The organism is Curvibacter sp. CHRR-16, assembly GCF_018474005.1.
Taxonomy (GTDB): domain Bacteria; phylum Pseudomonadota; class Gammaproteobacteria; order Burkholderiales; family Burkholderiaceae_C; genus Allorhodoferax.
In genome coordinates this window covers 179,959-203,994 of record NZ_JAHCSH010000004.1, presented here as the reverse complement: position 1 = coordinate 203,994, position 24,036 = coordinate 179,959, and the positions used below count along the sequence as shown (strand labels likewise).

Below are 24,036 nucleotides of genomic sequence, written 5' to 3'. Positions count from 1 at the left end.
CGTGAAAAATCGAACAGTGGATTGAATTGTATTTGTGGGAATCTAAAGCCCTACAAAAGTTCCCTGAATTTGTGTGTATTTACATCTCAGCCAGTGGTATGTTAGCCGCTTTTTCGTCGGCACCGAGTAAGGCAATCAGTGAGCCCAAGTCTGTATCCAAGCGGCTCAATATGGCGGGGTCGAGTTGGCGCAGTGCATCGGGCAACACGCCTTCAAACGGGCCTGCGACGGCTTTTAGTTTTTCTACGCCAAGGGGTGTGACGTACAGCTGCACCGCCCGCTTGTCGTGACTGGCTTGTTCGGTGCGCAGCAGTTGCTTGCTCACCAAGGTTTTGACCAAATTGCTGGCCGTGGACTGGTGGATATCCATGCTGTTGGCAATAAATCCCACACCTTGACCTGGTTGCTGCTGGATCAGGCTCAGGGCCCAAATCTGGGCACCACCTAGGCCGGAGACTTTCTCCATCGCACGAAAGTGCGTGCGCACCGCATTGAAGACAATGCGAAAGCGCCGTAGTACACGGGTGGCATTGTCTTTCTCTGGGGTGGGGACTGGCTGTGTTGGCATCTGCACATCATAAGTGTGTGGGCCAATTTCTTTTTGTCATGACGTTGAAACATTATTGACACATCATTTGAATCACCTGCAACAAGCAGAGGAGAAAAAAAGATGTCGTTGAATGTGAGTCGTTGGAGTATTCGCCACCGTTTGCTGGCCATGTTGTTGGCAGCGGTGTTGCCCCTGTGGTTGCTCGGGGGCTGGTGTGTGTGGAGCATGCACCGCAATGTGGAGCAAACCACAGGTTTTATTGATACAGAGTTCAACGCGGTGTTGGTGGCTGCCGATATGCGCAGCGCTATTGGACATGCACGCCAGCTAGAAAAAGATATGTTGCTGATGATGGGGGATGAGCAGCAATCCACCGCCTTAGAGAAAACATGGCGCAGCGAGCTGCAGCGGGTGCAGCAACTGCTCGATAGCGTGCAGTCCTCTATGGGGGACGCTACACCGGTACAAAAGGCTTCTTTGCAAGCCATGCAACAAGGCCTGCAGGCCTATAAGGCAGGATTTGAGGCCGTTCTCAAAGGCATTGCCCAAGGGCAGATTCATGACCCTTGGGGTGCTTTGCAGACCATGCAAAATATGCTGACAGCCATTGCCCAAGTGGAGCAAAGCATGAATGACTGGGCTCAAGCAATGCGCAAGCAATCGCATGTGCGCCGGGACGGCATGCAGGCTTCGGTGAGTGAGACCACCGGATGGGCACTGGGGCTGACCTTGCTGGTATCGGTTGTGGTCGTGGCCTTGGTGTGGGTGGTGATTCGCAGTTTGTTGCGGCCATTGCGTACCTTGCAGCATGTGGCTGAGCTGTGGAGCCATGGTGACTTTAGCCAACCGCTGCCAGTGCATGGTCATGATGAACTGGCCCAAGTGCTGCAGCAGTTGCAAGGCATGCAGTCCGCTTTGGTGGATGTACTACAGCGGGTGCAAGATGAAATGTCCTACGTACAGCAGCATTGCGATGAAATGGCCCACTCCAGCCAGTCTCTGGCCGAGCGTACCGAACACGCTGGCTCGGCTTTGCAAAGTACGCATGGTTTTGTGGCCGATTTGTCGCATAGCATGCAAGCTTCTACCGAGTCTGCCCAGCAGGCAGTGCAGGCTGTTATGTACGTTCGTCACACTACCGAGCAGGGGCAACAGGTGATGTCGCAGGTGGTGCAAACCATGGGCAGCATCGAACAGTCCTCACAGCAGATTGCCGACATCATTCAGGTGATCAACGGCATTGCCTTTCAGACCAATATTTTGGCCCTCAATGCTGCGGTGGAAGCAGCACGAGCGGGAGAGCATGGGCGGGGGTTTTCGGTGGTGGCAGCTGAGGTGCGCTCATTGGCTGGACGCTGCAGCGATGCTGCGCACCAAATCCGCAACATCATCCATGCATCGGTGGAGCGTGTGGGACAGGGAACCGATCTGGTGCACAGCGCAGGTAAGCGCATGCAAGCCATTTTGGGCAGCGTAGAGCAAGTAGCTGCAGCCATTGACTCTATTCAGCAGCACACCAGCGCCCAGCACCATGGGCTGCAGGCTATCACCCATGCCATGCAAGCCATGGCTACGGCCACTGAGCAAAACGCAGCCATGGTGCAAGAAAGCAGTGCTGCTGCCCAGACCTTGCAGTTCAAGTCATTGCACTTGAATCAGGCGATGCAGCATTTCACACTGAAGCCGCAAGTACCTATGCTAATTGGCCTGTAGAGCCCGTCCATCAAGCTGATGGCGCTATAAAAAATGTAGCAGTACGAATGCCAAACCAAGTCATGAGCAAAGAGCCCAGCAGATGCATGCCTGCTGCCACCAAAGCCAAGCCTACGCGCTGCTGCAGGAGCATGCCCACCACTTCAGCCGAGAAGGTGGAGAAGGTGGTTAAACCGCCCAGAAAACCCGTGACCAGCACCAAACGCCAGTTCGGGTCTAGCTCAGGCCAAGCTTGGAATACCGCCACGCACACGCCGATGAGATAGCCCCCTAACAAATTGGCCGCTAGGGTGCCCAGTGGAATACCGGGCAGCAGGCTCACTGCGTTGGGGCCCGTGCTCAAGGGATTGAGCAGCAGCCCCAGCTGCCAGCGCAGCAGTGCGCCTAGACTTGCGCCAATCGCTATGCTGAAAATGGCCAACATGGTCGTGACTCCGTGGTGTAGTGCAGTGAACGGGACTCAGGGCTTGGGAGCAGAAGCTGGTGGTGCAAAGGGTTGTTCGCCCACAGTCAAACCAGCGTCAGAGAGTTTGCGCGCTGTAGCCGCTTTGATCCCTTTGACACGTTGCATCAAATCAGCCCAGTCTTTGAAAGGCCCGCCAGCTTGGCGGGCTTCCAAAATGCGCGCTGTGGATGCGGGCCCCAACCCGCGCACACTGTCCAGTTGGGCCTCGGTGGCTTCATTGATATCCAGCGCCCAAGTTGGGGCTAAGCACAGCAAGCAGGCCAAGCCCAATCCCACACAGGCCCGGGTCAAGTGATGGCGCAGTGGTGAACGTCCCAGTGGGTGCATGGCAACTCCAAGGTGAAAGGGGTGCTTTAGCGGTAGGTCTTGAGCATCCATTGCACGTAGCTCGACACCCCGGCTTGCACGCCTGCAAACACATGGTCGCAGCCCGTGCTACGCAGGCTGGTCAAGTCGGCTTGGGTGTAGCACTGGTACTTGCCACGCAAGGCATCGGGGAAGGCGACATACTCCAGCAGGCCTTGGGCCACCATCTCATCGAGCGTGAGAGCTGCTTGGCCGCTCTCGCTACGCAAAGTATTGACTACGCTGAAGGCGATGTCGTTAAAGGGCTGGGCACGGCCAGAGCCGAGGTTGTAGATGCCACTTTGTGCTGGGTTGTCGAAGAACCACAGGTTCACTGCCACCACATCGTCTACGAATACAAAGTCGCGCATTTGACCACCAGCAGGGTAGCCGCCGTACTCGCCAAACAGCTTGACCTTGCCTTCATTGCGGAACTGGTTGAACTGGTGAAACGCTACGCTGGCCATGCGGCCTTTGTGCTGTTCACGCGGCCCATAGACGTTGAAGTAGCGAAAACCCACCACTTGGTGGGTGCGGCCTGCCTTGGTGCGTTCGAAATGCGCTCCGCACTCACGGCGCAGGCGCTGATCCACCAGCAGTTTGGAGTAGCCGTAGACGTTGAGCGGGTGTTCAAAGGCGGGTTCTTCGCGGAAGGTGTCCGAGCCTCCGTAAGTGGCCGCACTGGAGGCGTAGAGCAGCCGGGCACCGCGCTTTTGGCAGGCTTGGAAGAGGTTGATGGTCAAGGTGTAGTTGTTGTCCATCATGTATTGGCCGTTTTGTTCCATGGTGTCGCTGCAAGCGCCTTCATGGAATACCGCTTCCACCTGGCCGTAGTGGCCATTGGCAAACTGGGTGTAGAAAGTGCCTGCATCCACATAGTCGGCAATACGCAGATCGGCCAAGTTGCGGAATTTGTCGCCTTGGGTCAGATCGTCTACGGCAATGATGTCGTCCAAACCACGGGCATTGAGCCCAGCAATGATGTTGCTGCCAATAAACCCGGCAGCACCGGTAACCACAATGCGTGTCATGCGAATAACTCCTGATAAGACACCGTAGCGGTGCCGAATTTACCCACCACAATACCGCCTGCACGGTTGGCCAGTGGCACGGCTTGGCGCAGCGTCCAACCCGCTCCCACCAAGCTGGCCAAGGTGGCAATCACGGTGTCGCCAGCGCCAGTGACGTCGTACACCTCACGCGCTTGGGCGCTCACGTGCAGGTGGCCTTGTTCGTCAAACAGCGTCATGCCTTCTTCGCTGCGCGTCAGCAGCAAGGCATCGAGCTGAAGCTGATGGCGCAGGTTTTGCGCTTTGGTGTGCAAGTCTTCTTCGCTGCTCCAGTGGCCAATGACTTGTTGCAACTCAGCGCGGTTGGGTGTGAGTACGGTAGCACCTGTATAGCGTTGGTAACTACTGCCTTTGGGGTCGATGAAGATGGGTTTATTGGCCGCTTTGGCTTGGCCAATCAGTTCATGCACTTGGGCCAAGGCACCTTTGCCGTAATCGGAAAAGAGCACAGCATCGTGCTTGGGTAGCAGTTGTGCAAAGGCTGCACTTTGGGCGGCCAGCACATTGGCTTGCGGTGTGTTTTCAAAGTCCAAGCGGATGAGTTGCTGCTGACGGCCTACCACGCGCAGCTTGACGGTGGTTTTGAGTTGGGCATCGCGCACCAAATGCGGGGTGATACCGGCCTTGCTAACCAAGGCCTGCAAGGCGTGGCTGGCGGCATCGTCGCCCACCACTGACAGCAAGCTCGATTGTGCGCCCAGCGTTACGGCGTTGTAGGCCACGTTGGCTGCGCCACCGTTGCGTTCTTCTTCGTGGTTGACATGCACCACGGGCACTGGGGCCTCGGGTGAAATACGGTCCACATTGCCGTACCAGTAGCGGTCTAGCATCACGTCGCCAACGACGAGGATGCGGCTCTGGGCCAGCTGCTCAGGGGTGAGGGTAGGGGATGGGCTCATTCTTCTTCGGTTGCTATCAAAGTTCTTCCACGCGTTTGGCTGGATAGCTGTCCCAGGCTTGGCAGCCGGGGCATTGCCAAAAATGCGTTTTGGCTTCAAAGCCGCATGCCGCGCAGCGGTAACGGTTTAAGGGCTTGGTGGCGTGCTCCAAAGCCCGTTGCACCAGGGGTTTGAGTTCACTGTGGCTCAGTGGCTCATCGTGTAACCATTTGGCGGCAGCTACCAGCGATGGTTCGCGCTGCAGATGCTCTGCGTAGGCTTGGCGCACAGCCGTTGCGTCATGTCCTAGACTGGTGTTCAGGTTGGCAATGGCATCCATCAAATCCAACGATGGGCTGTTGCGGTAATGCTGCTGCAATAACTGCAGCGCTTCTGGTGCCAAGCCACACGCCATGGCTTGGCGTGCCAGCTCTGGGGCAATCAAGGCGGTGCTTTGAGGTGCCGCATGCAGGGCTTGCTTGAGCACGCTGTAGGCTTCAGCATGGCGGGCTTGGGCGGCCAACAACTGGGCTTGTGCCATGCGTGGCCGAGCCAGTGTGGGCGCAGTTTGTTGGGCCTGGGTTAACAGCGGCAAGGCCTCGGGCCCTTGGCCCTTGGCACGCAGCAATTCGGCTTGCTCGCACAGGTAATGCGCTTGGCGGATGGCAAAACTGCCTTGCCCAGACGACTCCAGCTTGGCTGCAACCTCTGCTGCGGGAACCCAGTCGTGGGCGCGCTCGTAAATCGCCAAGCGTGCCATGCGCGCTTGCGCTTCATAGCGTGTGCCTTCCAGTTTTTCCAGTGCGTTCTCTGCGCGGTCTAAGAGGCCTGCCTTCAAGAAATCCAACGCCAAAGCGTGCTGGGCACGCTGGCGATCTTCTTGGCTCAGATCCCCGCGTGAGAGTAGGTGTTCGTGCACGCGCACGGCGCGTTCGTATTCGCCGCGGCGCCGAAACAAATTGCCCAAGGCAAAGTGCAACTCCGATGTGTCGGGGTCGTTCTGAACCGCTTCAATGAAGGCATCAATGGCTTGGTCTTGCTGCTCGTTGAGTAAAAAGTTCAAACCCCGAAAGTAAGCCTTGGGTGCTTGGCGGTTTTCTAAGCGCAACTGGCGAATATCCAGACGCGATGCCATCCAGCCCAAGCCAAATGCAATGGGTAAGGCCAACAAAAACAAGCTCAGATTAAATTCCATCTTGTGTCGGGTCGTTCAGGACGCTGGAGTGGGCTGATGGGGGACTGGTGTTGCCAAGAGGCTTTCCAGCGTTGGTGCGTGCTGGCAAGGCAGTCAGAGCCCCCAATAGCAAACCCAAGGCGAAGGCAAGCAGAATCACCACAATCAGTGGTAACTCTAAGCCGTGCCCGGCGAACAACTGCACGCTCACAGCGCTGCGGTTGTTCAGCGCAAAAACGAACAGGACAAAAAAAATGGCTGCTCCGAGCAGCCACTTCAGCAATCGATAAATGGGTGTCATGCTTGGCCCAACAAGAGGGAACCCATTTTACTCAGCGCGGTGGAGCTTAACCTGTTGATCAACGGCTTCTCGCAGCGCTTTTCCGGGTTTGAAGTGGGCTACACGTTTTTCGGGGATGGCCACTTGTTCGCCGCTGCGTGGATTGCGTCCCATGCGTGGAGGGCGGCGGGTGATGGAAAAACTGCCAAAGCCGCGAATTTCGATGCGGTGGCCTTTGGCCAAGGCATCGTTCATGGCATCCAGAATGGTTTTGACAGCCAGTTCCGCATCACGGTGGGTCAGGTGGCTAAAACGCTGGGACAGTTCATCAACGAGGTCGGAGCGATTCATGGCGTACGGGCTGCATCCAAAAGAGAAGGGGGCATAAAAAAACGACCGGGGCACGATCATGCCACCGGTCGCTTGCCTATAGCAACAACTGCTACAAATTATTAGTTGTTGTTATCCAGCTTGGCACGCAGCAGGGCACCCAGGCTGGTGGTACCAGCATTGGCGCTGCTTTGGTTCAAGTTAGCCATGGCGTCAGCTTGGTCCGCAGCATCCTTGGCCTTGATGGACAGTTGGATATTGCGGCTCTTGCGATCCACGTTCACTACCACAGCAGTCACTTCATCGCCTTCTTTCAGCACAGTGCGTGCATCTTCCACGCGGTCACGGCTGATTTCGGAAGCACGCAGGTAACCCACCAGATCGTCGCCCAAGTCGATTTCAGCGCCCTTGGCGTCCACGGTCTTGACCTTGCCTGTCACGGTTTGGCCCTTGTCGTTCACAGACACGAAGGTGGTGAAAGGATCGGAGTCCAACTGCTTGATACCCAAGGAGATGCGCTCGCGCTCGACGTCCACAGCCAACACGATGGCTTCGACTTCTTGACCCTTCTTGAATTCGCGCACGGCCACTTCGCCGGATTCGTTCCAAGACAGGTCGGACAAGTGCACCAAACCGTCGATGCCGGAGGCCAAGCCCACGAACACGCCGAAGTCGGTGATGGACTTGATCGGGCCCTTCACGCGGTCACCGCGCTTGGTGTTTTGTGCAAACTCTTCCCATGGGTTGGGGCGGCATTGCTTCATGCCCAAGGAAATGCGGCGTTTGTCTTCGTCGATTTCCAGAACCATGACTTCGACTTCGTCACCCAGAGCAACGATCTTGGAAGGCGCAACGTTCTTGTTGGTCCAGTCCATTTCGGACACGTGCACCAGACCTTCGATGCCGGGTTCCAGTTCCACGAATGCACCGTAGTCGGCGATGTTGGTGATCTTGCCAAACATGCGTGTGCCAGCGGGGTAGCGGCGGTTCACGCCCATCCATGGGTCATCACCCATTTGCTTGAGGCCCAGAGACACGCGGTTCTTGTCGGTATCGAACTTGAGGATCTTGGCAGTGATCTCTTGACCAGCTTGCACCACTTCGGATGGGTGGCGAACGCGGCGCCATGCCATGTCGGTGATGTGCAGCAAGCCGTCGATGCCGCCCAGATCCACGAACGCACCGTATTCGGTGATGTTCTTGACCACACCGCGCACGATGGAACCTTCTTTGAGGGTGTCCATCAGCTTGGCGCGCTCTTCGCCCATGGAGGCTTCCACCACAGCACGGCGGCTCAGCACCACGTTGTTGCGCTTGCGGTCGAGCTTGATGACCTTGAATTCCATGGTCTTGTTTTCATAGGGCGACAGATCCTTGATAGGACGTGTGTCGATCAAGGAACCGGGCAAGAATGCGCGGATGCCGTTAACCAGAACGGTCAGACCGCCCTTGACCTTGCCAGAAGTGGTGCCGGTCACGAATTCGCCGGATTCCAGAGCCTTTTCCAAGCTCATCCAAGAAGCCAAACGCTTGGCCTTGTCGCGCGACAGGATGGTGTCGCCAAAGCCGTTTTCCACGGCATCGATAGCCACGGAGACGAAGTCACCCACTTGGACTTCGATTTCGCCCTGATCGTTTTTGAATTCTTCGACGGGAACGTAGGCTTCAGACTTCAGGCCTGCGTTGACGACGACGAAGCTGTGCTCGATGCGCACGATTTCGGCGGTGATAACTTCACCAGCACGCATTTCTGCACGTTGGAGCGATTCTTCAAAAAGGGCTGCGAAAGATTCAGACATGTAATGTGCGACAAGTGTCGCGGGTTAAGTTAATGAACCCCCAGACCAGTGCGCTTGCTGCGCGAGAGGAGCCTAGGGGGCCAAAAATACCGTTGTCAGTGTGTGGCAAACGGTTGTTTGTCTTGCCACCAAGCCAGCACCGTCGCGACGGTTTTTTCTATCGTCAGTTCGGAGTTGTCCAGCGGCAAGGCATCTTGTGCGGGCTTGAGAGGGGCTACCACGCGATTTTGATCGCGGGCGTCACGAGCCTCCAAGTCAGCGCGAAGACTGTCAAGTGTAGCGTCTACGCCGCGATTGCGCAATTGGGCAAAGCGGCGTTCGGCGCGTTTGGCCGCATTGGCGGTCAAAAATACCTTGAGTTGGGCGTCGGGAAAGATCACCGTTCCCATGTCACGGCCGTCGGCAACCAACCCTGGCAAGCGGCGAAAACCGCGTTGCAAGTCAATCAGTGCCTCACGCACGGCAGGGAATGCCGACACACGCGAGGCGTTGATGCCAGCTTCTTCGGTGCGGATGGCATCGCTCACATCTTCGTCGCCCAGCCAAATGTGGCTGCCTTCGAAGTGGATGGGCAAGCTTTTCAGTAATGCAACGATGCGTCCCTCGTTGGCTGCTTCCAAGGCAATGCCTGCACGGCTGGCGGCCAAGCCTGTGATGCGGTAGAGCGAGCCGGAATCCAAAAAGTGGTAACCCAACTGGCTGGCCAGTTCCGCTGCCAGCGTGCCTTTGCCCGATGCGGTAGGGCCATCGACACACAGCACAGGCACTGTCTTCGCTTGCGCTACGCTGAACAACGCTTCAAAGTAGTCGGGGAAAGTTTTGGCCACGCATTTGGGATCTTGGATGCGCACCGGTACCCCTGCGGGGTTGAACGCGGCCAAGGAAAAGCACATGGCCACGCGGTGATCATCGTAGGTGTGGATGCTGGCGGGAGACCAAGCCTGCGCACTCGCAGGGGGGGTCACGCTGATGTAGTCCGCACCTTCTTCCACGGTGGCACCCAGTTTACGCAGTTCGGTAGCCATGGCCACGATGCGGTCGGTTTCTTTGACACGCCAGCTGGCGATGTTGCGCAAAGTGGTAGTGCCTTGGGCGTACAGAGCCATCACGGCCAAAGTCATGGCGGCATCGGGGATGTGGTTGCAGTCCAAGTCAATGGCTTGGAGCGGCCAGCTACCTCGGCGCACGCGCAGCCAGTTGGGGCCGCTTTCCACATGGGCCCCCATGGCCTGTGCCGCCTCGACAAAGCGAATGTCGCCTTGGATGGAATCTGCGCCAACACCTTGGATGGTGATGCCATTTTCAGCTAATTGGCCGCTAGAGCTTGCTGCTATTGCTCCCAATGCTATGAAATAGCTAGCACTGGAGGCGTCGGCCTCGACATGGATGGTGCCTGGGCTTTGCAGTTGGCAGCCCGCTGGAATGGTGAAGCGTTGCCAACCTTCGCGGCGCACCTGTACACCGAAACGCTGCAGCATGTTGAGCGTGATCTCGATGTAGGGACGTGAAATCAACTCGCCCACCACATCGATGGTGATGTCTTGCTGGGCCACCAAGGGCAGCGCCATCAGCATCGCAGTGAGGAACTGGCTGGACACATCACCACGAATGCGGATGGGCTCGCTCAGTTGCAGTTGTGGGCGGCCAATGCGCAGCGGGGGATAACCGGCGTTGCCCAAGTAGTCCACTTGGCAACCCAGTTGGCGCAAGGCATCGACCAAGTCCCCAATGGGCCGCTCGTGCATGCGAGCCACGCCGCTCAGCTCAAAATCGCCGCCCAGCACGGCGAGCGCGGCGGTCAAGGGGCGCATGGCTGTGCCGGCATTGCCCAAAAACAGCTTGGCGGCGACAGCGGGGGCTTGGCCTGCTAAACCCGTGATGACTACGGTTGAGCCGCTGACTTGCACGCCACAACCCAAATCGCGCAGTGCTTGCAGCATGACGCGGGTGTCATCCGAATCGAGCAGGTCGTGGATGGTGGTGGTGCCAGCGCTCATGGCCGCTAGCAGCAAAACCCGGTTGGAAATGCTCTTAGAGCCGGGTAACTGCACGCTGCCTTGGGCATGACTCAGGGCAGGCAAATCCAGAAAAGGGGTGGCAAACATGGCGTAAAGGTTAGTTCAGGTGCTTGGACGACAGCGTCCAATGGGTGCGGGTGGTGCTGGCTTGTTCCAGAAGTTTGGCCAGTGCTTGGCCGTCGCCGCTGGTAATAGCGGTTTCCAGCGCCTGCAAAGCGTGCTGGAATGCTTGGCTCTGGGCCAGCAGCTCTGTGCGGTTGGAGAGAAAAATATCGCGCCACACACTGGGATCACTGGCTGCAATACGGGTGAAGTCCCGAAAGCCAGGGCCTGCCATGGACAAAAAGTCAGCCCCTTGGTTTTGGTTGCTGATGGCGTTCATGGCCGCAAAGGCCAGCAAATGCGGCAAGTGGCTCACCGCAGCGAACGTGGCATCGTGTTGTTCGGGCGTCATTTGGATGACTTTGCTGCCCAGTGCATGCCACAGAGCTTGCGCTTTTTGCAGCAGGGCCGGACTGGTCACTGCTGTGGGCGTCAGAATCACTTGTCGATTGTGGTAGAGGTTGGCATCGGCATGTTCTACGCCTGCTTTTTCTTTGCCCGCGATGGGGTGGGCAGGAACAAAGCAATTGGCAAATTGGCGCAAGCTGCGTTGTGCGGCTTGCACCACCTCTTCTTTGGTGGAGCCCACATCCATCAGCAGCACGTCGTGGTGCAACAGGTGTTTGATGGATTTGAAGGTGGCTTCTGTTGCGGCCACAGGCACGGCTACCAGCACAATATCTGCGCCAGAAATGGCCAGCAGCGCCGAGGGTGCTTCCACGTCAATCACCCCCATTTGGCGGGCACGTTCGGTGGTGGAGGGCGATTTGCTGTAACCCACTACCCGCTTGACCAAACCTGCTCGTTTCATGGCTAAGGCAAATGAGCCGCCCATCAGACCGCAACCGATCAGGCCCAGTTGTTCAAACATCCATCACTCCCTTGTGTATGCGTGCCATGCTGGGTTATCAGTCGGCTTGTGGGTAGGTGCCCAGCACTTTGTAAAAAGCGCATAGCTGTTCAAATTCGGCCAAAGCCGCTTGGACGTTGGCATCGGTGGGGTGGCCTTGTAGGTCGATGAAGAAGTAATACTCCCACTGCCCTGAGCGGGCTGGCCGTGATTCAAAGCGTGTCATCGACACCCCGTGGCGCTTGAGTGGTACCAGCATGTCGTGCACGGCGCCTGCCTTGTTGGGGACTGATACCACCAAGCTGGTGCAGTCGCGGCCCGTGGCTTGCGGTGCAGGCAACACCGATGGCAAGCAGACCACGCCAAAGCGCGTGCGGTTGAAGGCGTCGTCTTGGATCGCATGCGATGCTACGTGCAAGCCAAACTCTGCCCCAGCGCGCTCGCTGGCAATGCCTGCCCATGCGGGGTTGGTGGCGGCCAAGCGGGCACCTTCGGCATTGCTCGATACGGCGCGACGCTCTGCGCGTGGCAGGTGTTGGTTGAGCCACTGCTGGCACTGGGCCAAGGCTTGCGGGTGTGCCAGCACGACCTCGATGCCATCGATAGACGGACTGGTACGCAGCAGGTGGTGGCGGATGTGCAAACTCACTTCGCCCACGATGTGCAGAGGAGAGTGCAGCAGCAAATCCAGCGTGCGGGTAACAACACCCTCGGTACTGTTTTCTAATGCCACCACACCGTATTCGGCTGCGCCCGATGTGGTGGCGTGGAACACCTCATCAAACGTGCTGCAAGGCAGTTTTTGGATGCTGGAGCCAAAAAAGCGAATCGCCGCTTCTTCGGTAAACGTGCCAGCCGGGCCAAGATAAGCCACGCGCTGGGGGGCCTCCAAGGATCGGCAGGCGGACATGATTTCGCGCCAAATAAAGGCAATGCTTTCGCTTTTGAGTGCGCCTTGGTTGCTGGCTTGCAGACCTGCAATGACTTGGGCTTCGCGCTCGGGGCGGAAGACGACCGAGCCTTCGTGGCGTTTGATTTCGCCTACCTCGTGCGCCAAAGCGGCGCGGCGGGTGAGCAAGGTGAGCAGTTCTTGATCGACGCTGTCAATCAGGACGCGGAGTTCGGGAAGGGTTCTGACCATGGTCTCAGTGGGTGCGCTCGAATTCCTGCATGTAGGCCACTAAGGCCTGCACGCCGTCGAGCGGAATGGCGTTGTACAAACTGGCGCGCATGCCGCCGACCGACTTGTGACCCTTGAGCTGCAAGAGTCCTGCTGCTTGGGCACCAGCCAAGAAGGCGGCGTTGAGTGGATGCTCGGCATCGAGCAGGGCTTGGCCATGTTCGTCTTGCAAGAAGAATGGGATGTTCATGCGCGAGCGGCAGTCGGCCTGCACGGTGTTGCTGTACAGGCTGGAGCGGTCAATCGCGTCGTACAGCAACTGGGCTTTGGCGATGTTGCGCGCTTCTATCGCCGCAATGCCCCCTTGGCGTTTGAGCCACTGGAACACTAGCCCGGCCATGTAAATGCCGTAGGTGGGCGGCGTGTTGTACATGCTGTGGTTGGCTGCCACCAGCTTGTAGTCGAAGGCGCTGGGGCAGATGGGCAGGGCATGGCCCAGCAGGTCTTCGCGCACCACTACCAAGGTGAGGCCAGCGGGGCCCAAGTTCTTTTGTGCGCCACCAAAAGCCAAGCCTACTTTGCTCCAGTCCACAGGGCGCGAGGCCACGTGGCTGGAAAAGTCGATCACCAGCGGGGCATCGCAGCCCAGTGCCTGCAGATCAGGCAGGGTGTGGAATTCCACGCCGTGGATGGTCTCGTTGCTGCAAATGTGCACATAGCTGGCATCGGGGGCGATCTGCCATGTGGACGCAGCGGGGATGTGGGTGTACCCGGCATCGGTCTTGCCGCTGGCAGCCAGCATCGCGCGGCCGTACTTGCCCGCTTCCTTGACGGATTTTTCACTCCAGCTGCCGGTGACCACAAAGCTGGCAGCCGGGTTCTGTCCGGCGCGCAAGCCCATCAGGTTCATGGGCACGATGGCGTTTTCGGCCAAGCCACCGCCTTGCATGAACAAGATTTTGAAGTGGCTGGGCACCGCCAGCAGCTCGCGCAAGTCGGCTTCGGCTTGCTCGTAAATAGAGATGAAAGCCTTGCCACGGTGGCTCATCTCCATCACGCCCATACCGCTGGCCACACCAGCGGGGCTGATCCAGTTGAGCATTTCAGCGGCGGCTTGTTCCAGCACTTCGGCTGGCATGGCCGCAGGGCCTGCGGAGAAGTTGTAGGGGCGTTGCACCATCAAACCGCCTCGCCGTTGTCGCCTGCCGCATCGGGGCTATCGCCGTCGGTCTCGCTGTCGATTTCATCTTCGGCAGGGGCGCTGGCATCGTTTTCCACAATGCGCTGCAGGCCGCTCAGTTTGGAGCCTTCGTCCAAGCTGATCAGCGTCACGCCTTGGGTAGCACGGCCCAGTTCACGGATTTCGGCCACACGGGTACGCACCAGCACACCCTTGTCGGTGATGAGCATGATTTCGTCATCGGCGTGCACCAGGGTGGCGGCGACCACCTTGCCGTTGCGCTCGCTTTGTTGGATGGCGATCATGCCCTTGGTACCACGACCGTGGCGGGTGTATTCGACGATGCTGGTGCGTTTGCCGTAGCCGTTTTCGGTGGCGGTCAGCACGCTTTGCGTTTCGTCTTCGGCCACCAGCATGGCGATCACGCTCTGGCCGTCTTCGATCATCATGCCGCGCACGCCACGGGCGCTGCGGCCCAGTGGGCGCACATCGTTTTCGTCAAAGCGCACGGCCTTGCCGCCGTCGCTGAACAGCATCACATCGTGCTGGCCATCGGTCAGCGCAGCGCCAATCAGGAAGTCGCCTTCGTCCAAGTTGACGGCAATGATGCCGCCCTTGCGTGGGTTGCTGAATTCGTCCAGCGATGTCTTTTTGACGGTGCCCATGGAGGTGGCCATGAACACAAAACGGTTCTCGGGGAAGGTGCGCGCCTCGCCCGTCAGGGCCAGCACCACGTTGATCTTCTCGCCCTCTTGCAGCGGGAACATGTTGACGATGGGGCGGCCGCGTGAACCGCGCGAGCCTTGCGGCACTTCCCAGACCTTGAGCCAGTACAGGCGGCCACGGTTGGAGAAGCACAGCAAGTAGTCGTGGGTGTTGGCGATAAAGAGCTGGTCGATCCAGTCGTCTTCTTTGGTGGCGGTGGCTTGTTTGCCACGGCCACCGCGTTTTTGGGCGCGGTATTCGGACAGCGGTTGGCTCTTGATGTAGCCGCTGTGGCTGAGGGTCACCACCATGTCGGTGGGGGTGATCAGGTCTTCGGTCGAGAGGTCAGCCGCGCTGTGCTCAATCTCGCTGCGGCGAGCGCCCAGCTTGGTTTGGCCAAATTCCAGCTTCACAGCGGTGAGTTCGTCGCCAATGATGATGGCCACGCGCTCGGGTTTGGCCAGGATGTCCAGCAGGTCTTCGATCTCGGCCATGACTTCTTTGTACTCGGCCACGATCTTGTCTTGCTCCAAGCCTGTCAGGCGTTGCAAGCGCATTTGCAGGATTTCCTGCGCTTGCGTGTCGGACAGGCGGTACAGCCCGTCGTTTTGCATGCCGTAGAAAGGCTCCAAGCCTTCGGGGCGGTAGTCGTCGGCATTGACAGCGCCACCGTCAGCGCGGGTGCGGGTGAGCATCTCGCGCACCAGCTTGCTGTCCCAACTGCGGGCCATCAGCTCGGTTTTGGCCACTGGCGGCGTGGGGGCGTTGCGGATGATGGCGATGAACTCATCGATGTTGGCCAGCGCCACAGCCAAGCCTTCGAGCACGTGGCCACGGTCGCGGGCTTTGCGCAGGTTGTAGACGGTGCGGCGGGTCACCACTTCGCGGCGGTGGCTCAAGAACACTTCGATCAAGTCCTTGAGGTCGCACAGCTTGGGTTGGCCATTGATCAGCGCCACCATGTTCATGCCAAAGGTGTCTTGCAGCTGGGTCTGCTTGTACAGGTTGTTGAGCACCACCTCGGGCACTTCGCCGCGCTTGAGCTCGATCACCACGCGCATGCCGGACTTGTCGGACTCGTCCTGGATGTGGCTGATGCCTTCGAGTTTTTTCTCGTGCACCAGCTCGGCAATGCGCTCTAGCAGGTTCTTTTTGTTCACCTGGTAGGGGATTTCGTCGACGATGATGGCTTGGCGCTGGCCTTTGTCGATGTCCTCAAAGTGGCAGCGGGCGCGCATCACCACGCGGCCACGGCCGGTGCGGTAGGCTTCCTTGACCCCTTGGATGCCGTAAATGATGCCAGCAGTAGGGAAGTCGGGCGCGGGGATGATGTCCATCAGGTCATCGATGCTGGCCTCGGGGTTGCGCAGCATGTGCAAGCAGGCATCCACCACCTCGTTGAGGTTGTGCGGTGGAATGTTGGTGGCCATACCCACCGCGATACCGCCAGAACCGTTCACCAGCAGGTTGGGCAAGCGGGTGGGCAGAACCAAGGGTTCTTTTTCGCTGCCGTCGTAGTTGGGCCCGAAGTCGACCGTTTCTTTGTCCAAGTCGGCCAGCAGTTCGTGGGCGATTTTGGCCAAGCGGATTTCGGTATACCGCATGGCCGCAGCGTTGTCGCCGTCTACGGAGCCGAAGTTGCCCTGTCCATCGACCAGCATGTGGCGCATGGAGAAGTCCTGCGCCATGCGCACGATGGTGTCGTACACCGACTGGTCACCGTGGGGGTGGTATTTACCGATGACGTCACCAACGATACGGGCGGACTTTTTGTAAGCCCGGTTCCAGTCGTTGTTGAGTTCGTGCATCGCAAACAGCACGCGGCGGTGTACGGGCTTTAAGCCATCGCGCGCATCGGGCAGGGCGCGGCCCACGATCACGCTCATGGCGTAATCGAGGTAGCTGCGGCGCATTTCCTCTTCTAGGCTGACGGGAAGGGTTTCTTTGGCGAACTGGTTCATAGACGGTGGGTTCGGTTTCCTCGGGTTCGAGGCAAGCTTGCCATTCTAAATGGCGACTGCGGAACTTTTTGGCAGGCCCTGTGTCTATTGGCTGTGACCGCCTGCTGAATGCAGGGTTAGCGCCTGCATTGGATTTGCTAATGAACTTTGCATGTTCAGTTGTCGACACTGCTTTATGTGAGTCAGCGTGGCGGTCACCTCGTCTTTTATGCATCGCATGCATATGATGGGCGCCTGTTCTTTGGGGGAGCGGTGCTATGCAGCGGTGCCTACGGTGTTTTGTCCTCTATTTGGCGCTATACCTAGCCCATGGGGCACTGCTTCTGTGCGGTGCCATTTGGCCTTTGTCGTTGCACGCGCAACCAGTAGACGACGCGGTTTGGCAGCCTAGCCCCGAGTCATTGCCGCAATGGCAAAGTGCGCTGGACGCACGCAAAAACCGTTTGTTCGACCATGGCGTGGTGCGTACTCGGCAAACATCCATCGATGTGGCAGGTTTTGCCTTGGATGCCATCGCTCTGCGCTACGACCCCAGTACCATCGACGACGCCTTGCGGGCTTTGGTTTCTTTGCAAGATGCCAATCCCAGCAGTCCCACCTACGGCAACATGCACTGGTATGCGGGTGATACGAAACTGGTGGATCGCAACGGTATCGAGTTTGTGGTGCGCAAACTGGTGCTGATTCCTTTGTTGTATGCCAACCACCTATCGCCGGAGCAGCGAACCGCACTGGAGCGAATAGGGCGCTTAGCCAAAGAAGGGATCACGCGCCACCAAGTTCCCATCAGCTACACGAACATCTATTTGATGAAAACGTGGAACCTCATCGCCATGGGCGATGCGTTGCACGATGCAAGCTTGGCCACGCAAGGCCACAACATGCTGCGTGATTGGTTGGCCTACACCGCCCAAAGCGGTATCAACGAGTACCTGAGCCCCACGTACTACGAAGTCGATCTGGACAACCTGGCCTTGATCGCCAATGTGGCCAGCAATGAGGCTACCCGGGCGGCGGCACGCAGTGGTTTGAATTTTCTGTGGCATGACATTGCGCTGCACTGGTTCACACCGGGTGCTAGGCTGGGAGGCGTGCACAGCCGCGATTACGACCGTTTGTTCAACACCGGTGCCCTCAACCGCAAAATGGCGCAAACCAGTTGGTTGCCAACCACATTGCCCCTGACTGGTGCCTCCATCCCACTGGGCGGTCCATACGAACACTACGCATGGACAACGCCGCCACAGAGTGCCCGTCAATGGTTGGAGAGGCCTTTTCCCCGCTTCATAGTCCAGCGTTGGGGCCCTGCGCCAGAGCAACGGTTAGCGCACTACATGGGGCGAAATGTGGGGGTGAGTTCGGCCGATGCCATTTACCGCTCGGGGCATGACAACGCGCCCTTGGTCATCAACATGGGCAGCGGTGCGCAAGTGCCCATCATCAATTACTTCATGGATGGGCGGCGTGACTACTATGGGGTGAACAAAACCCTTGAAGCCGGTTCGGGGCACATGAAGGCACTGCACCTCAAACCCTTTGCTACCAGCGTGCAAAACGATGCGCAAGTGTTGTTCATGGCCTCCATTCAGAATGATGTGACCCAAAACGCTGCGCTGGAGTCGGTCATCACCTTGCCTGCCGATGCCCAGTATTGGATTAATGACAAGCCCGTGGAGTTGTATACCACCCGAAGTGCTTGGCAGTACGACGTGGCCCCCAATGGGAGCAGTACCCGCATCGCGGTGCAGCAAGACAGCGCTGGCCGCACCCATGTGCAATTGACCGACGAGGACGCTGCGTTGGGGGTGGGCATTGCCCGCACCTTGCCCGCTGTGCCTGGCAGCAACTACCGCATCCGAACCCAATTGCAGGGCGGGGACATTTACCTCTACCTGAATTTTTACGATGCGGCCCAACGCCTGATAGGCACTGAACACAACCTACGGGTGCGCGGCGGGGACACTGCGGCGGTGGAGCGCAGTCTGAGCTATGTGGCACCCGCTGGAGCTGCCACCGTCAAAGCGTGGATTTACTCCACCAGCAGCAACCGCACGCAAGTGCGTATAGACGACTTGCGATTGGAGCGGGTCGACGGTGTGCAAGCCGAGTTGCTGGCGGGGTTTGATTTCAGCGTCCACCAAGCCCAGGCAGTCGAACTGCCCTTGGGCCAGACATTGCTGCTGCGCCGCGAGGACGTGGCTGTGGCGCTGCGCCCCGTGTGGACACAAGGCGTGGATGGACAACCCGTTGCGTGGACCTTGTTCAACGACGGCTTGGCTTACAACGCTGTGCGCTTGACGGCCACGCACGCCAGTGGCCCCCAAGCAGGGCGAGGCACTGCAGTGGTGTGGGCCTACGCCCAAGAAGGCATACAAACCGATGCCGACTTTGCCGCATTCGTGCAGCGGGTGCTGCGCCTAGAAAGCAGCGTTGTGCAGCAGGGCAACCAAGTCGATGCCAGAGTGAGTGGCCTCACCGGTGAGATGCGGTTAGTGGCCGATGTGGTGCGTGGTCAGCGCTTGCTGCACCAAGGCCAAAGGCCTATTCCTGAGAACGCGGTGTACTGGATTGATGACCGCGACTGGATCGCAGATTTATTCTGATTTTTTGCCATTGTTTACACGTCAAACGTTAGTAAACCGTTTTAAAACAGTCATCATGCGCCAGAGGGGACTTTTTCCATGGATTGCCAACCGCAGCTGCATTTGGCTGCTTACCACTCACAACCCGGTTACCGCAGCGACACCTATGGCCTAGGGCTGTTGTGCGCGCTGGATGCGGATTTCAGTTTGGCGGCAGGCCATTACTCCAACAGCATTGGACGCCCTAGTAACTACGGTGCCGTGGCGTGGCAGCCTTGGGTAGTCGGCGGTGCTCGTTTAGGGGGTTTTGCGGGTATCGTGAGTGGCTACCGCCGCGATCCAATTCCTATTGGGGCAGCGGTGGTCACTATCCCAGCTATTTTTCACACGCAAGCACACGTCCATGTCACCATGATTCCCCACGTGGATGGCTATGTGCCTGACACGTTGGAAATATCCTTTTCCTTTGGTTTTTAGTTAGCGTGCCACCGTCTGCGCCAGCCATGCGTAGGTAGGAATGCCCACCAAAATATTCATGGGAAATGTGACCCCCAGCGACAGGCCTACGTAAATGGACGCGGAGGCTTCCGGAATGGCATAGCGCAGCACGGCAGGCACGGCTATGTACGACGCACTGGCCGACAGCACCATGATGAGCGTGGTATCTCCCGCGTTGAGCCCCAGTAGCCGCGCCAACACCAATGCAATGGCGGCGTGCACCCAGGGCGCTACGGCGGCGTAGGCCAGTAGCCAGCGGGACTGGCTTTTCAGCAGCGGCAGGTTGCGGGCGGTTAACAAGCCCATATCCAGCAGGAAAAACGCGAGCATGCCCTTGAACAAATCACCTGAGAAGGGCTGCATGGCGGCTTTGCCTTCTTCGCCACTGAGCAAACCCACCGCCATAGCGCCCAGTAGCACGACTTGAGAACCGTCGGTGAGCGATTCGTGCAGCACCGTGCGCAGTGGCATGGGTGCATGGGCGGCGGTTTGGCCAAGCTGGGCTTGCTGTTGGTGCCGCAAGCCATTGGCCATGAACACGGCCAGCAAGATGGCAGGCGACTCCATCAGCGCCATGGCCGCTGCCATGTGTCCGCCGTAGGCGATGTGCTGGCGCTCCAAAAACTGCACGGTCGTGACAAAGGTCACCGCGCTGACCGAGCCGTAGGTGGCTGCAATGGCCACTGCGTTGAGTGGTTCTGTCAAGCGGCGCAATACGCGGTAGCTCAGTAGCGGAATGGCGATGGCCAAGAACACGGCCAGCCCCAAACTGCTGGCCACTTCCGTGGTGATGCCTGAGTGCGCCAGCGCAAAGCCGCCTTTAAGCCCGAGAGCCATGAGCAAATACAGCGACAAAAAGCGCGCAATAGCGGGGGGGATTTCCAAGTTGGAGCGTACCAGCCCAGCCAGTATTCCGAGTAGGAAAAAAAGAATCGCGGGGTCGAGAAAGTTGTTCATGGGCGGCATAGTAGGTGGCTGTATGCCTAAAGTAAAATCGATATTCACATGATTGGATATAGATAAAAATCTATGAATATCACCTTTCGCCAGCTCAAACTTTTTTTGGCTGTGGCCGAGACGGGCAGCGTCAGTGCTGCGGCCAAGGCCATGCACGTGACGCAGCCCACCGCATCGATGCAACTGCGCGAGGTGGCGCAAGCCGTGGGTATGCCGCTGTACGAAGTGGTGTCCAAAAAGCTTTACCTGACCGATGCTGGGCAGGAGCTGGCCGACACCGCCCGTGCCATGGTGCAAGCATGGGAGGCTTTTGAGCAGGCGGTGGATGGCCGCAAGGGCTTGAGCCGGGGGCGTTTGCGTGTGGCCGTGGTCAGCACGGCCAAATACTTCATGCCCCGCGTGTTGGGGGCGTTTTGCCAGCGTTACCCCGCCATTGACGTGGCGCTGGAAGTGCTCAACCGCGATGGGGTGGTAGAACGGCTTAGCCGCAATTTGGATGACCTGTACATCATGTCCCAGCCACCTGCCCACCTGGATTTGGACGATGTGGTGTTCATGGACAACCCCTTGGTGCTCATTGCGGCGGCAGCAGACCCACTGGCCCAGCGTCAAGCGAGCTTGGCTGACCTCAAGCAGCAGCGTTTTATCTTGCGCGAACCGGGCTCGGGCACGCGCATGGCGGTGGATCAGCACTTTCGCCAACTGCGTTTCAAGCCCGATGTGCGCATGCAACTGGGCAGCAACGAAGCCATCAAGGAAGCCGTGGCGGGCGGTTTGGGTGTGGGTGTGGTGGCCGAGCGGGCGTTGCAAGGCTTGACCGAGCAAAGCGGGGTGTGCGTGCTGGATGCACAGAGTTTCCCTATCGCTTCACGCTGGCATGTGGTGCACCCTGCGGCCAAGCGGCTTTCGCCCTTGGCGCAGGCCTTCAAGCAGCACCTGCTGCGCGAGGTGCGATCAGGGGGAGATCCATCCGCAGCGCAAGTTAGGAGGGTCTAGCAAGCGCTGCCATTGCGGCGTCAGTGCCCATCAGGGGCACGTTGCAAAGCGTGGCGTACAGCATCCATAGAGGCTTGCTGCAGTTGTTCGTAGAGCGCGAATTCGTCCAGCACGGCAGCGCCCAGCGCTTGCTCAAAGTCGTGTTTGGCGGCGTTGCCATCGTAGTGGCGTTGCTCGTTGCTGCCCAAATTGGACTGGAAGATACCCGCAGCGCTCACGGGCAAGAAGTCTTCATACACGATGGGGGTGAACATGACCAAGCCTGCTTGGATGAGCAAATCCATATCGCTGACATCGTGCACATTGCCCGCCATGGCCACGCCTTGGTGCGTCAGTTGGTAACGGAAATAGGCCAAGCCCTGGGTGCGCAGGCTGTGCAAATCGTCTGGGAAGGTGGCAAACGCTTTCTTGAGCTGCCACTCGTATTGCGCAGTGGCGTTGTTGTCGTTGCCTTTGCCTTCCATGGTGCGTACGTTGTGCAGTAGCTGGTCGTACAGCGCGCGCCCCTTGGGGGTGAGGGCGGCACCACGCTGCTCCACTTCGCCAAAGCGTGCAGTGTGGCTGCCTGTGTGGTTGCTGCCGGCCTCGTTTTGGAACGTGATGGTCTCGGACAGCGCTTTGAAGCTGGTCTGGCGCAGCAAGATGGGAATGCGCCGTGCGGGCGGCCCTTCGATCACCTCTTTGGGGTTCATGCCATGGGCGGGCATGTGGATTTGCACGGTGTCTATATCCAAGCTGCGGGGGGTGAGGTGGTTGATGTGCGGGCCTTTGAAACACACCACATCGGCCACCAATCGGTGGGCTTGCAGCAGGGCTTGGTAGGTGTTGTGGCTGACCGTGGCTTCACTGTGCCAGCGGAATGTTTCGCGCACTTCGGTGACAAATTCGGTGGCTTCTTCGTTGCTCAGGCCGCCTTCGGCTTCGCACAGCGCCACCAGTTCCAGCGCACGGTGGGTGAATATGCGGCGCTTGGCCAAAATATCTGCTGCTTGGGCGCGCAAGGCGGGGTCGTTAATCAACTCCAAGCGCAGCAGGGACGTGAACACCCGAAACGGATTGACCGCCAGGGCTGCTTCATCGACAGGGCGAAAGCAGGTGGAGTGCACGGGTACACCTGCCACGGTCAGGTCGTAGTAGCCCACCGGGTGCATGCCCATCACGGCAAAAATGCGGCGCATGTCAAACAACTCGGCCGCTGTGCCCAAGCGAATGGCCCCGTGGCGCTCTACCGAGAGCCTATCAATCTCTTTGTTTTGCGCCAGTTGCAGGCGCAACGCGGCGTTCTTTTGCAGTATCTCGGCATTGGTGCTGTTGACCAAATCCACCAAAGTGCCGTATTGCGGTACCTCGGTGCGGTACATATCCGACATGAGACGCGAAAAACGGTTGCGAATCTCATTGGCACTGACAAACTGGTGGGCTAGGGTGGTGGTCATGGATTGATTTCAAAACAGCATGATCTTTGAGTGTGCGGTAGATAAACCTACTGGTCAAACGATGTTCTATGCTCAGGTCATTCTGAAAAATCATGATCGAAGGATGCTGTCGCCATGACCATTACCCGCCGAACCTTGCCCTCCATGCGCGAACTGGTGGCTTTTGAGGCTGCTGCGCGCCTGAACAGTTTTACCGCTGCCGCCCAAGAGTTGCACCTGACGCAAAGCGCCGTCAGCCGCTTGATCCGGGCGCTGGAAGAGCAACTGGGGGGTGAGCTGTTCATGCGCGAGCGCCAAACCGTGCGTCTGAATGCCGCTGGCATGGCTTACGCCCACGAGGTGCGCAGTGCGCTGAGCAAAATTGGCTCGGCCACGCTCACCTTCCGCGCCAATCCGCAAGCGGCGGTGCTCAATTTGGCGGTGCTGCCGTTTTTTGGCATGCGCTGGCTGGCACCCCGGCTCAAGGATTTTTATGCCCAGCACCCGGGCTTGGCGATCAACCTCACCACGCGGCTCACGCAGTTTGACTTTCAGCTCGATTCGGTGGATGCGGCCATCCACTTTGGCCATGCAGACTGGCCTGGTGCCGAGCACATGCCCCTGCTGGGCGAAACCATGGTGGCCGTGTGCAGTCCCAGCTTGCTGGACGGCGCAGACCCTGCGCTTGTACTGCAACCCCAGCAGGTGCTGCAGTGGCCGCTCATCCACGTGAGCAGCCGCCCCGATGCGTGGGAGCGCTGGTGCGCCCATTGGGGCTTGGAGGGGCAAGGCCTGCATGGCGTGCTGGTGGACCAATTTTCGCTAGCGCTGGAGTCAGCGCTGGCAGGCATAGGAGTGGCTTTATTGCCTGTTTTTTTGGTCGAAGGGGAGTTGCGGCAAGGCCGTTTGCAGCGCCTTTGGCCAGAAGCGGTACCCAGCCCGGGGCGCTACTTTTTGGTGTGGCCCACGGCCCGCACGGGCTATGGGCCCCTGCAGCAGTTTTCCCACTGGTTGGCAGGGCAGGTGCAGCAAGGCGTATAGCGCTTA

The 24,036-nt window shown here is 58.6% G+C and carries 21 protein-coding genes; 5 read left to right on the top strand and 16 right to left on the bottom strand.

Annotated features, from left to right (window positions below; translation table 11 throughout):
- Positions 1-79: 79 nt before the first annotated feature.
- Entirely contained in the window at positions 80-568 is a 489-nt protein-coding gene (locus tag KIK84_RS10605; protein ID WP_214123063.1) for a MarR family winged helix-turn-helix transcriptional regulator, read from the bottom strand.
- A 102-nt stretch (positions 569-670) separates the two neighbouring features.
- On the opposite strand from KIK84_RS10605, the gene KIK84_RS10600 reads away from it, so the two are divergent.
- Positions 671-2,263 carry a methyl-accepting chemotaxis protein gene (locus tag KIK84_RS10600; RefSeq protein WP_214123062.1) on the top strand — a complete coding sequence of 531 codons (1,593 nt, stop codon included), beginning with the start codon at positions 671-673 and terminating at the stop codon, positions 2,261-2,263.
- A gap of 10 nt (positions 2,264-2,273) precedes the next feature.
- Here the strand turns inward: KIK84_RS10600 and crcB are convergent, their stop codons facing one another.
- The 13 genes from crcB to gyrA all read right to left on the bottom strand — a co-directional run bounded on the left by crcB (position 2,274) and on the right by gyrA (position 16,541).
- Positions 2,274-2,687, bottom strand: a complete 414-nt coding sequence (gene crcB / locus KIK84_RS10595) for a fluoride efflux transporter CrcB (RefSeq protein WP_214123061.1) — start codon at positions 2,685-2,687, stop codon at positions 2,274-2,276.
- A gap of 36 nt (positions 2,688-2,723) precedes the next feature.
- Positions 2,724-3,056, bottom strand: a complete 333-nt coding sequence (locus tag KIK84_RS10590; RefSeq protein ID WP_214123060.1) for a ComEA family DNA-binding protein — start codon at positions 3,054-3,056, stop codon at positions 2,724-2,726.
- 26 nt (positions 3,057-3,082) lie between these two features.
- The gene (gene rfaD / locus KIK84_RS10585; protein ID WP_214123059.1) at positions 3,083-4,105 is read right to left on the bottom strand and encodes an ADP-glyceromanno-heptose 6-epimerase; all 1,023 of its coding nucleotides are present in this window, start codon (positions 4,103-4,105) and stop codon (positions 3,083-3,085) included.
- On the bottom strand, positions 4,102-5,043 hold the full coding sequence (rfaE1, locus tag KIK84_RS10580; RefSeq protein ID WP_214123058.1) for a D-glycero-beta-D-manno-heptose-7-phosphate kinase: 942 nt from the start codon (positions 5,041-5,043) through the stop codon (positions 4,102-4,104). Before rfaE1 ends, rfaD begins: the two co-directional genes overlap by 4 nt.
- A gap of 16 nt (positions 5,044-5,059) precedes the next feature.
- Positions 5,060-6,217 carry a lipopolysaccharide assembly protein LapB gene (gene lapB / locus KIK84_RS10575; protein WP_214123057.1) on the bottom strand — a complete coding sequence of 386 codons (1,158 nt, stop codon included), beginning with the start codon at positions 6,215-6,217 and terminating at the stop codon, positions 5,060-5,062.
- Positions 6,207-6,497 (bottom strand): lipopolysaccharide assembly protein LapA domain-containing protein, encoded by a 291-nt coding sequence (locus KIK84_RS10570; protein ID WP_214123056.1) that lies wholly within the window; start codon positions 6,495-6,497, stop codon positions 6,207-6,209. The genes lapB and KIK84_RS10570 overlap by 11 nt, the downstream gene beginning before the upstream one ends.
- Positions 6,498-6,524: 27 nt before the next feature.
- Positions 6,525-6,827: an integration host factor subunit beta gene (locus KIK84_RS10565; RefSeq protein ID WP_214123055.1), complete on the bottom strand. Its 303-nt coding sequence runs from the start codon at positions 6,825-6,827 to the stop codon at positions 6,525-6,527.
- Between the two features lie 101 nt (positions 6,828-6,928).
- Entirely contained in the window at positions 6,929-8,605 is a 1,677-nt protein-coding gene (gene rpsA / locus KIK84_RS10560) for a 30S ribosomal protein S1 (RefSeq protein ID WP_214123054.1), read from the bottom strand.
- Positions 8,606-8,700: 95 nt separating this feature from the next.
- Positions 8,701-10,710 carry a bifunctional 3-phosphoshikimate 1-carboxyvinyltransferase/cytidylate kinase gene (locus KIK84_RS10555; protein ID WP_214123053.1) on the bottom strand — a complete coding sequence of 670 codons (2,010 nt, stop codon included), beginning with the start codon at positions 10,708-10,710 and terminating at the stop codon, positions 8,701-8,703.
- Between the two features lie 10 nt (positions 10,711-10,720).
- A complete protein-coding gene (locus tag KIK84_RS10550; RefSeq protein ID WP_214123052.1) occupies positions 10,721-11,596 on the bottom strand; it encodes a prephenate dehydrogenase in 876 nt (291 codons plus the stop codon).
- A gap of 37 nt (positions 11,597-11,633) precedes the next feature.
- On the bottom strand, positions 11,634-12,716 hold the full coding sequence (pheA, locus tag KIK84_RS10545; protein WP_214123051.1) for a prephenate dehydratase: 1,083 nt from the start codon (positions 12,714-12,716) through the stop codon (positions 11,634-11,636).
- Positions 12,717-12,720: 4 nt separating this feature from the next.
- Entirely contained in the window at positions 12,721-13,872 is a 1,152-nt protein-coding gene (gene serC, locus KIK84_RS10540) for a 3-phosphoserine/phosphohydroxythreonine transaminase (protein ID WP_214123287.1), read from the bottom strand.
- 2 nt (positions 13,873-13,874) lie between these two features.
- Positions 13,875-16,541 (bottom strand): DNA gyrase subunit A, encoded by a 2,667-nt coding sequence (gene gyrA, locus KIK84_RS10535; RefSeq protein WP_214123050.1) that lies wholly within the window; start codon positions 16,539-16,541, stop codon positions 13,875-13,877.
- 257 nt (positions 16,542-16,798) lie between these two features.
- On the opposite strand from gyrA, the gene KIK84_RS10530 reads away from it, so the two are divergent.
- Entirely contained in the window at positions 16,799-19,144 is a 2,346-nt protein-coding gene (locus KIK84_RS10530) for a DUF8769 domain-containing protein (protein WP_214123049.1), read from the top strand.
- Positions 19,145-19,222: 78 nt separating this feature from the next.
- Positions 19,223-19,600, top strand: coding sequence for a hypothetical protein (locus KIK84_RS10525; RefSeq protein ID WP_214123048.1), 378 nt, complete (start codon positions 19,223-19,225; stop codon positions 19,598-19,600).
- On the opposite strand, the gene KIK84_RS10520 is transcribed toward KIK84_RS10525, so the two are convergent.
- Positions 19,601-20,578 (bottom strand): sodium-dependent bicarbonate transport family permease, encoded by a 978-nt coding sequence (locus tag KIK84_RS10520; RefSeq protein WP_214123047.1) that lies wholly within the window; start codon positions 20,576-20,578, stop codon positions 19,601-19,603. It abuts the gene before it with no gap.
- Between the two features lie 72 nt (positions 20,579-20,650).
- On the opposite strand from KIK84_RS10520, the gene KIK84_RS10515 reads away from it, so the two are divergent.
- Entirely contained in the window at positions 20,651-21,574 is a 924-nt protein-coding gene (locus KIK84_RS10515) for a LysR family transcriptional regulator (RefSeq protein WP_214123046.1), read from the top strand.
- 20 nt (positions 21,575-21,594) lie between these two features.
- Here KIK84_RS10515 and hglS read toward each other — a convergent pair whose 3' ends face one another.
- Positions 21,595-23,010 (bottom strand): 2-oxoadipate dioxygenase/decarboxylase HglS, encoded by a 1,416-nt coding sequence (gene hglS, locus KIK84_RS10510; RefSeq protein WP_214123045.1) that lies wholly within the window; start codon positions 23,008-23,010, stop codon positions 21,595-21,597.
- A 114-nt stretch (positions 23,011-23,124) separates the two neighbouring features.
- Between hglS and KIK84_RS10505 the strand changes: the two genes are divergently transcribed.
- The gene (locus KIK84_RS10505) at positions 23,125-24,030 is read left to right on the top strand and encodes a LysR substrate-binding domain-containing protein (protein ID WP_214123044.1); all 906 of its coding nucleotides are present in this window, start codon (positions 23,125-23,127) and stop codon (positions 24,028-24,030) included.
- Positions 24,031-24,036: the final 6 nt, after the last annotated feature.